7 protein-coding genes are annotated in these 8,109 nt (G+C 60.1%); 5 read left to right on the top strand and 2 right to left on the bottom strand.

Features of this window, described 5'->3' with window-relative positions:
• Nucleotides 1-186: 186 nt before the first annotated feature.
• A complete protein-coding gene (locus tag SGJ19_03920; protein MDZ4779381.1) occupies nucleotides 187-1,329 on the top strand; it encodes an EAL domain-containing protein in 1,143 nt (380 codons plus the stop codon).
• 242 nt (nucleotides 1,330-1,571) lie between these two features.
• On the opposite strand, the gene SGJ19_03915 is transcribed toward SGJ19_03920, so the two are convergent.
• On the bottom strand, nucleotides 1,572-2,495 hold the full coding sequence (locus tag SGJ19_03915; GenBank protein ID MDZ4779380.1) for a DUF1559 domain-containing protein: 924 nt from the start codon (nucleotides 2,493-2,495) through the stop codon (nucleotides 1,572-1,574).
• A gap of 137 nt (nucleotides 2,496-2,632) precedes the next feature.
• Here SGJ19_03915 and SGJ19_03910 point away from each other — a divergent pair, with 137 nt between their 5' ends.
• From SGJ19_03910 to SGJ19_03900, 3 genes are read left to right on the top strand one after another with little or no spacing between them, the layout of a single operon-like run.
• Nucleotides 2,633-3,169 carry an RNA polymerase sigma factor gene (locus SGJ19_03910; GenBank protein MDZ4779379.1) on the top strand — a complete coding sequence of 179 codons (537 nt, stop codon included), beginning with the start codon at nucleotides 2,633-2,635 and terminating at the stop codon, nucleotides 3,167-3,169.
• Nucleotides 3,166-4,392 (top strand): hypothetical protein, encoded by a 1,227-nt coding sequence (locus SGJ19_03905; GenBank protein MDZ4779378.1) that lies wholly within the window; start codon nucleotides 3,166-3,168, stop codon nucleotides 4,390-4,392. The genes SGJ19_03910 and SGJ19_03905 overlap by 4 nt, the downstream gene beginning before the upstream one ends.
• Before the next feature lie 45 nt (nucleotides 4,393-4,437).
• Nucleotides 4,438-4,959, top strand: coding sequence for a hypothetical protein (locus tag SGJ19_03900; protein ID MDZ4779377.1), 522 nt, complete (start codon nucleotides 4,438-4,440; stop codon nucleotides 4,957-4,959).
• 155 nt (nucleotides 4,960-5,114) lie between these two features.
• Here the strand turns inward: SGJ19_03900 and SGJ19_03895 are convergent, their stop codons facing one another.
• On the bottom strand, nucleotides 5,115-5,978 hold the full coding sequence (locus SGJ19_03895; GenBank protein ID MDZ4779376.1) for a hypothetical protein: 864 nt from the start codon (nucleotides 5,976-5,978) through the stop codon (nucleotides 5,115-5,117).
• A gap of 141 nt (nucleotides 5,979-6,119) precedes the next feature.
• On the opposite strand from SGJ19_03895, the gene SGJ19_03890 reads away from it, so the two are divergent.
• Nucleotides 6,120-7,469, top strand: a complete 1,350-nt coding sequence (locus tag SGJ19_03890) for an ATP-dependent 6-phosphofructokinase (GenBank protein MDZ4779375.1) — start codon at nucleotides 6,120-6,122, stop codon at nucleotides 7,467-7,469.
• Nucleotides 7,470-8,109: the final 640 nt, after the last annotated feature.

Here is an 8,109-nt window from a genome sequence, read left to right as displayed (position 1 = left end):
GACGGACGCTTCGCTCTGACGCAAAATCCCGCATCGCGGACGGCTTTTCGTTGCTTTGCAAGATAAGCTTCACGTAGTTTTAGGCGGCGATCACCTTAGTGACGGGCAGCACGTGCGGGCGGCAGTCGTCCGATGTCGGGCGAAGCCGGCGCTTGATCCCTCGGCGGCTTTGGGGAATCAGCACGCATGAAGAATCCAACTGCCCTCGAAAACGCGACGTGGTTCCTGACCCGCTTCGGCGAGGACGGTCGTTCGCAAGGCGAAGTACCCGTCCATTGCACTCCCTTTCGCGTGGGCCGCAACGTCGGCCTGGAGTTACAACTGCCGGTCAGCTCAATTTCCAAGGAGCATGCCGAGCTATCGGTGATTGAAGACGCCTTGATGGTCCGTGACCTCGGCAGCACCAACGGCACGCTGGTCAACGGTCGCCGCATCAACGGCACGATTCGCCTGATGCGCGACGACCTGCTGCAGTTCGCCAGCTCGGTGTTTCGCGTCGGCCAAAATCATCGTGTCATGGCCGAAAATCCGAACGGCCGCACCGTAGCGCAATTGCCCGCCGCCTGGGCGATGGAACTGTTGCTATTTGACCGCCTATTGAATGAGCGCGCCGTAACGAGCGTGGCCCAACCGATCATCGACCTGCGCAGCCATCGCACCCACGGTTACGAGTTGCTCGGCCGCGGTCAGGTGGAAGGCCTGGAAAGTCCGAAGGACATGTTCGGCGTCGCGACCAAGGTCGACATGCTGGTCGAGCTCAGCACGCTGCTCCGCAACGAAGCGGGCCGCAGCTTCGCGGTGATGCCGCTCGATCACTGGTACTTCGTCAATACGCACCCCGTGGAAGTCGTCACGCCCGAACTCGTTGAATCGATCAAGGAACTGGCAGGCATCGTCTGCGGGCGTCCCGTGGTGATCGAAATCCACGAAGGCGCCGTGACGAATCTGCATTCCATCCGCGAACTTCGCGCGGTGCTCAAAGACTACGGGATGCGGCTCGCGTACGACGACTTCGGCGCCGGCCAGGCTCGACTCCTAGAGCTCGCCGAAGCCTCGCCGGACTACGTCAAGTTCGATATGCAGCTCATCCGCGGCATCGACCAAAGCTGCGGCAAGCGCGCTCAGATGCTCGGTGCGCTCGTGAACATGGTCCACGAATTGGGCATCCTGGCGCTCGCGGAAGGCGTCGAAACCGACGGCGAGGCCAAGATTTGCGCCCAACTCGGCTTCGACTACGGCCAAGGCTATTACTACGGCCGCCCCGCCCCGCTCCCCGTCACGGCGCCTTCGGCGAACGACACGTCGCTGCTCCTCGCCACTCGCGCGTAGTAGAATCCGTCACACCTCGATCTTCGGGGCCACGAAAGAGGTCGGCGCCTGGGGCAAGGGCACTGGTGTCGTGGTCGCCACGGTCCAGCATGCTGGGGCAGCATTGGCCGTGTCAACGATTCGACACGATGCCCCAGCTACTTCGACTCGGCTACCGAACGTGATGGCCCCAGCCCCAGGCACCCGCCTCTAGTCATTCACACGAATAGCGACGTGCGACGGAGCATTAGTGCCATGATGCTTTAAGGCGCCCATTCGAAGTTGGTTTCCGTCGGCGCTTCGTCGTCGATGGTCAGCAATTCCTTGAGTTCGGTCGCGGTCACCGTGTCGGGCAGTACGCTGATATGACCGTCGACGAAGGAAACGACGCTACAGCTAGGATGGTTACAGTTGCCGCCCGGCAAACTTCCCGCGCGCGGGCCGTGAGTGCCGTTGATGCAATCGGCCAGCGTTACATCGCGCGGTTCCATCCAATGGATGCCGCTGTTGTGCGTCTCAATGAGTAATAGCGTACGCTCCGCGCCGTCGAGTTGCCTTACCGTTTCGTACCCAATGGACTTTTTCTCTGGCCAAACGGTGTGATCTCCCACGACGGCGACGTAGCTGGTGTGAAAGTCATCCGTGCCACGCACGTCGGAGGGGCAATAAAAGATACCCATATGCTCGCTGAGCAATTGGCTGTTATTGGGCCCGTTCCAAGGTTCGTCGAAGCGGTAGCGCTTGTAGAGATCGTTGCGATCCAACTGCGGCAGGATGTACACCCGCCAGCTGTGCATCGGTTTGCCGTGCTTGTCAAAAGTAACCGCCGGCGGGAACGCGCCGTGTGCGGATTCGTAGTTTTGTAAGGCCAGGGTGATGTTCTTGAGATTGTTGAGGCATTGCGCACGACGGCCCGGCCCGCGATCAACGTCCAATGCGGGCAGAAATAGAAACAGCAAGAAAACCCAAGCGATGGAAGCAGCGAAGAGCCAGCTCGACCGCCAAACAAGTGCGGCAAGTGCCAGCGTGCCCAAGGAAAACACTCCGGCCGCAAGCGTTCCGTCCCAGTAATGGAACATCGCCGCGCCAATGCTGGCCCATGCGGTGAGAGCGAAGAGATGCCAGAGCCGAAAGCGCGGGCCCGCGAAGGGCGCTGCGGCGCCGGGCGTGTCGTGAGAGTGCGACATTGGCGAATGCGGTTCCTGCTCGCTGCCCCGTGGTTTTGAGCTTAGCATGGATCGATGACGGCGTCACGCGATCTGTCGAAATTTCCTGTAATCTTTCCCGCCCCCAGGCGACTCATAAGTAGAGCAAGGAGTCGCCATTGCGATCGGGTTCGGCGGACGACATTGATGCGGTGCTACGAGAACATGGCCAGGCGGTCTGGCGGTTGGTCGTGCGCTTGGTCGGGAACGACGGGCCCGATGCCGCGGACTGTTTTCAGCAGGCCTTCGTGGAATTCGCCTCGCTGCATCGCGGCGGCGGGATTCGCCAGTCCGGCGCATTGCTGAAACGGATCGCCGCGGCCCGCTCGATCGACGCCGTGCGCCGACGGATGCGCGAACGGCGACGCGCCGGAGAGCTCGACGTCGGACTGATTTCCACCGGTCGAGAGTTCGAACCGGATGCGCAGGCCGAAGCCAGCGAGTTCCTGGAACTACTCCGCGAGGCGCTCGCCGAGTTGCCGGAACCGCAGTCCGCAGCGTTTGTGTTGACGCAAATTGAAGAACTATCCGGCGGCGAAGCGGCGGCCGCGATCGACGTGACCGTGAATCATCTCGGCGTGTTGCTGCACCGCGCTCGCACGGCGTTGCAAGCGCGCTTCGAAGCCTACAAACCCACGCGGGAGTTCAAGCCATGAGCATCAATCAAGAAAGTCACGATGGCGACCGGTTGGCACGGGCGACCTTGTCGATGCAGGCCATCGATGCCGGCGATCTGCCTGTGGGGTTAAGCGTACGAACTCGCGCCGCAGTGACGCGTGCCGCGCAGCGCCGCCGCCGCGCTGTCGGCATGCGATTGGTTGCGGCCGCCGTGGTCGGCGCTTTGGGGCTCGCGGCGTTTTTCACGCAGTCGCATTCGTCCGTGGCCTTCGCGGAGCTGGCGGCGCGCGTAAATGCCACGCGCACTTTGAAGGCCGTGGTCGTCGATCCGCGCGAAGGGGGCACGTTGCTGGTTTCCGGTACGCGCACGCGCTTCGAGGGGAACGGCGCCGCGGTGATCGCGGATGCATCGCAGCGGCAGGAAGTGATGTTGGATTCCCGTACGTTGTCGGCCTATCGCATCCCGCAACGGGGCCTGAGCCAGGCGCTCGACTTCTACGGCATCTTTCGCGATCTGGCGGATGCGGCCTCCACGCCCATCCCGGGTTATACCGACAAACTGGGACGGCTCTGCCCTGGTGCGCAAGGCCGAGCGGACGTGAAGATCGCCGGCAACGCCACGTGGAGCGTCGACGCCAAGGTCTGGAGCGATCCCGTGACGAAGCTGCCCACGCGGATGGAGATTCGCCCGTTGCAGGAAAGCACGGCGATCGTGCTGGAAGAGATCGAGTTCGACGTGCCGCTCGACGAGGCGCTGTTCGATCTGACGATTCCGCCCGGCTACCAGGTCGTCGGTCTTTCGGCCGATCAATTGAAGGCGGCGCCAGGGGCCGAGGAAGCGGCGAAGTTGACGATCACGGCTGGCGTCGGCATCGGCGACATCAAATTTGGCATGTCCCGCCAGCAGATCGTGGCGATCCTGGGCGAACCGGAATTCACGCTGCACGAGGTCTATCTCAACTACGCGTCGAAGGGCCTGCAACTCGTGCTCGTGGGTCGCGAACCGAACAAGCTTGGCATGATCATCGCGAACCCGTACGACGCGGCGTCGCTCACCCGCCACGAATTTCCCGGCCAGACCGACAAGGGGATTCAGATCGGCTCCAGCGAACAAGAAGTGACCGACGCTTATGGCCAGCCCGACCCACGGCGGCCGAACATTCCGGCACACCTTCATTATGCAGCGTACGAGAACCTTGGCTTGAGCATCGGTTTTCTCGATGGCAAAGTCAGCCAGATCACGGCGAGCCGGACGGATTGAAATGACTCGCTTCGACAGGCAATTTGCTGGTAACGGCGAAAAGGCTTGCCGACAGGCCGGCGTTTCGACAGCGTCGCTCTATGCTTGGCGTCGGCGTTTGTAAGCGCCGGATGTGGCCACGCGACAGTCGTCGCATGCCGTCGCACTGTCGTCGGGCGGCTGGGCAAGATTGGGCGGCTCGTGTGGCATAGGCCCATGAACGCAAACCTCGCGTTTCGTGAGTTTGGCATTGCCCTGTTTTTTGCCAGCGTCGGCTTACTGGCGGGGCCCACGTTTTTTGCGACGGCATTTAGCACCATCGGTCTACTCTGCTCACTGATCGGCGCTTGTGTGACGATCGTGCCATTGCTCGTCGTCGGCATCGCGGCCCGCAAGTATGGCCAGATGAACTTCATCGATTTGTCTGGAATGCTCGCCGGCAGTATAACCGATCCTCCAGCGCTGGCATTCGCCAATAATATCTGCCAGTGCGAATCCCCTGCCGTGGCCTATGCGGCCGTGTACCCCTGGACCATGCTGTTGCGCATCGTCGCCGCGCAGGCGCTGACGGTCCTGTTGTGCGGCTGAGCCAACGAGCGCGGCAATCCTACCCTCCTGCGGAACACGTCAATGCCCGACAATCATTCCGCCAAACGGACACGCACTACGAGAGGAGCGGGGCTAGGCCGCACGTCGACTTTGAAGACGAAAGCAACGTTCGCGGCGCTGAGCAACACGGTTCCCTAAAGAGTATCGAGATGCTTGGTACTCTGATGGGCGACGAAGTCACAAAGCTGAATGATTGTCTCCCAATCGTTCGAAAGGATGTCTTGCGCGTGTGCGAGGCTGTTACGTAAGCTCTCCAACCTCCTGGTCGTTTCTTCGGCCTGCCGACGGGAACTAAATATGGTGGCGTTTCGAATACCTTCGTGGCAGGCAATGATCTTGCCCTTGTCGGCGAATTGCAGGCAATCAAACAATTGTGGAGACTGATTCCTGCGTCGGCGTTCGTCCAAAATCGCTTGTGCCTTTTCCAGTCTTCCAGGCGAGACGTGATCCTTCCACGCGTCCCCAGGCAAGTGTGATGTGATCAACACTGCGAATCGCATCTCAATCAGCGTAACCAGCCCAAAGAGCCACATTCGGACTGGCGCCTTCTGCAGATCGTCGCTGGTGACGATTCCACCCACTTCCCCCAGCAACCTGACAAAGCAGAACGACGATTGATTCAATCGCCTGATGGATTCCAACAACGTCGTCGACTCGTCCACAACAAGATTCTCATCGATTGCAACTGCATACTGTGCACAAGTGCCGTCCTGAAGTGACTGACGCGTAACGTAGTCCGTGACGAGCCCGTCGCGCCGAATTCCAACGACCGCAATTCCCTTCGTATCCATCATGGCGCGAACCTGGGATGTCGGCGCGTCGATGTCGAAGGATGCCAATGGTTCGGCGATGTCTCGCACCGCAAAAGACTCCAGAAAAACTCGCGGCAACACGGAAGTGCGAGAAAGTGACGGAGTCATCGTTGAAGTCATCCCGAGAAAAGCCTGAGCACGCTCGTTTTGTGACTCGTGCCAATTGCGAGCGAGAATGAAGGCCATCGCGTCCAATGCGAAATCTGCATGACGTGGGGCTACGCGACTGCCATGCTCAATGGCTGAAATCGCTCGCCTCGTCGATTGAATTCAAGGAGTGTACCGCCGCCAGGCCAAATTGCACACTCGCAGTCGAGCGGATAAAGTATGCTCCACCCCTCACGGTCACCCAGCTTTTCAAGAAATGGATCCATGCTCACGCCGCAGGATTTGATCGTGAAGGCGCTCGGCGCATGCCAGTATCCTTCGCCGCTGAAACTCGAATCGTCGAGCGCAGGGCAGGCCAGTCACTTTGCCGTGGACTCGCAGCGCATTCGACTCGATGTAACGGTGCGTCCGGAATCTGACATCGAAGCGCAACTGTCGCTCGAAGTCGCGGGTCCCAGAGAACGCATCTACTTTCGGCCGGAGCATACGACGGCGGCCGTAGTGACGTGTGGCGGCCTGTCCCCGGGTCTGAATAACGTGATCCGCTCGGTGTTCTATGAACTCTTCGAGAATTACGGAGTTCACCGCGTCATGGGGATCCGAAACGGGTATCTTGGGCTGACTCTTGATTCCGGCCTTGAGCCGATCAGCTTGACCAAGGAGTTCGTCGAGCCCATCGACAAACTGGGCGGCACCATTCTGGGTAGTTCGCGTGGCGCTCAACAGCCGGCCGCAATGGCTGACTTTCTTCAGGCCCGTGGCATCGACATCTTGTTTTGTGTTGGCGGAGACGGCACGCAACGGGGCGCACACGCACTGAGCCAAGAATTGGAGGGCCGAGGAGCAAATGTTGCAGTGGTTGGAATCCCCAAGACCATCGACAACGACATCGCCTTTGTGCGGCTGGCCTTTGGCTACGCGACGGCTTTGGAGAAGGCCGCCGAGGTCATTCAGGGGGCCCATGTCGAGGCCCGCGGCGCCATCAACGGTATCGGCCTCGTCAAACTCATGGGGCGACACGCGGGTTTCATCGCAGCGGGGGCCTCGGTCGTCAGCCAGGAGGTCGACTTCACGTTGGTGCCCGAGGTTCGGTTTCCACTGGAAGGAGCAGAGGGATTTCTAGCGGCACTGGAGCGGAGGCTGCGCAACTCGGGACACGCGGTGATCGTTGTCGCCGAAGGAGCAGGACAGTATCTTTTTGAGGGCGCAAATCAGTCCCGCGATGCCTCGGGGAATCTGCTTCATCAAGACATTGGCACGTTCCTCCGAGATCAGATCATGGACTATTTCAAACAGCGTGAACTGCCGATCGCGCTGAAGTATTTTGACCCCAGCTATTTCATTCGCAGTGTTCCCGCCAACGTGTACGATCGTTTTCTGTGCGATCATATGGCGCGCAACGCCGTACATGCGGCGATGGCGGGCAAGACCGGCGTCATGATCGGATCCGCGTCGGACCGCATCGTGCATGTGCCCATTCCGGCAGTCGTCAAGCAATCCAAGGCCATGGAGACGTCGAGCGACCTCTGGCGCGCCGTCTTGCAATCGACTGCGCAGCCGCGGTGGTAACGAATGGCTTCTTGCTGCGACTAAGTGCACACGCAGAAGAAATAATGCGATGGCTGCCACTGGCGGCTTGTCCGCCAGTTCGGTTTAGTTCTCGTTAGCAAGCCCAACTCCAGCACTTGCGGACAAGCCGCCAGTGGCACCCCGCATCAAACGTTATGCGGGTGTACTTAGCAACCAGATGCATCGCAGGAACTAGAGGACAATCGGTTCTTGAACACTAGCAATCGCCCGGAGGTGACACGAGTGCCTTTGATGCGTCGCTTTGGACTTTCCGCTGGCAGCGCTGTTCGGTTGATTCACGGAAAATCGTTTGCCAGTCCCCTATAATGTAACCTGAAGTGGACCCCAAGCGCTGGACCAATAAAGGGCTGGTATTTGCTATGGGTAAGAATGTTCTGCCTTGGGGTTCCCCCGAGGGGGAACCCCAAAAACTGCCTAAAGCCCGCAAGGCTCCTGCGTTCGTTCACCTCACTGGTGTGACATGTCCGTGCTCAGCCGGCGCGGTTGCGATACTTTGGCGAAGTCGCCGAAGTACACTTCCGCCGGCGTGTCGACGGCGTCGTTCTATGCTTGGCGTCGGCGTTTGCAAGCGCCGAATGTTGCCACGCGACAGTTGTCGCATGTCATCACCCAGTCGTCG

It is taken from the genome of Planctomycetia bacterium (assembly GCA_034440135.1).
In the GTDB taxonomy this organism is placed as follows: Bacteria; Planctomycetota; Planctomycetia; order Pirellulales; family JALHLM01; genus JALHLM01.
This window is presented reverse-complemented; position numbering and strand designations above follow the sequence as displayed.